At 45.1% G+C, this 1,099-nt stretch carries 1 protein-coding gene; it reads left to right on the plus strand.

Translation table 11 applies throughout. The features are described from left to right. On the plus strand, positions 1–1,099 hold a 1,099-nt coding region (locus AB4653_RS26625; protein ID WP_372105730.1), incomplete at both ends, for a glycine betaine/L-proline ABC transporter ATP-binding protein.

The raw sequence follows: 1,099 nt of genomic DNA on the forward strand, positions 1-1,099 counted from the left end.
GAACCGAGTTCAGAACGGCGAACACAAAGACCAGATTCTTGCTGACACGGGTCATACCGTTGGTTTGAAAGAGATTAACCTTGAGATTAACCGTGGCGAAATCTTCGTTATCATGGGGCTTTCTGGTTCAGGGAAGTCGACTTTGATTCGCCACTTCAACCGTTTGATAGATCCGACTCAAGGTAAAATCATGGTTGAAGGCATCGATGTGATGAGCCTCAATACCAAGCAATTAGAAGAGTTCCGTCGTCATAAAATGTCGATGGTATTCCAACGCTTTGGCTTAATGCCTCATCGCACCGTGGTAGAAAACGTTGCGTACGGTTTGGAAGTACAAGGTATCAAAAAAGAAGACCGTTTAGCGAAAGCCAATGAGTGGTTAGAAACGGTGGGGTTGAAAGGTTACGGCAAGCAGTACCCTGCCCAGCTTTCTGGCGGTCAACAACAACGTGTTGGTCTTTCTCGAGCTCTGTGTACTAATGCTGAAATCTTATTAATGGATGAAGCGTTTTCAGCGCTCGATCCTTTGATTCGAAGTGAAATGCAAGATCAACTCATTGAACTGCAAGAGAAGCTTCATAAGACGATTGTTTTCATCACCCACGATTTGGATGAAGCACTTCGTCTCGGCGACCGAATCGCAATTTTGAAAGATGGCGAGTTGGTACAACAAGGTACACCACATGAGATTCTGCTGAATCCAGCCGATGACTATGTAGAGGCATTCGTTAAAGACGTAAACCGTGCTCGTGCATTGACCGTTGAAACCGTTATGCAGCCCCCTCTCTATCGAATCACATCTGAAACGATTGAAGGTGCTTTGGCACAAATGAAGATGCTGAAAAATGACTACGCTTATCACGTAACGGATGAAGGCTATCAAGGTCTAGTCACACAAGAGAGCCTACAGGATGCAGTTGAAGATTCATCGGTGCATGACTTCAGTGAAGAGATATACGAAGAAGTTCCAGCCATTTTGCCTGATGCGGTGATTGAAGAAGTGCTACCAGACACTATGTCTTGTGACTATTCTCTTCCGGTTGTTGATGAGGACGGTAACCTAAAAGGTGAACTAGAGAGAAGCGCTGTTGCTGATATC

Source organism: Vibrio sp. 10N.222.48.A3, from assembly GCF_041475345.1.
Lineage (GTDB): Bacteria > Pseudomonadota > Gammaproteobacteria > Enterobacterales > Vibrionaceae > Vibrio > Vibrio tasmaniensis_A.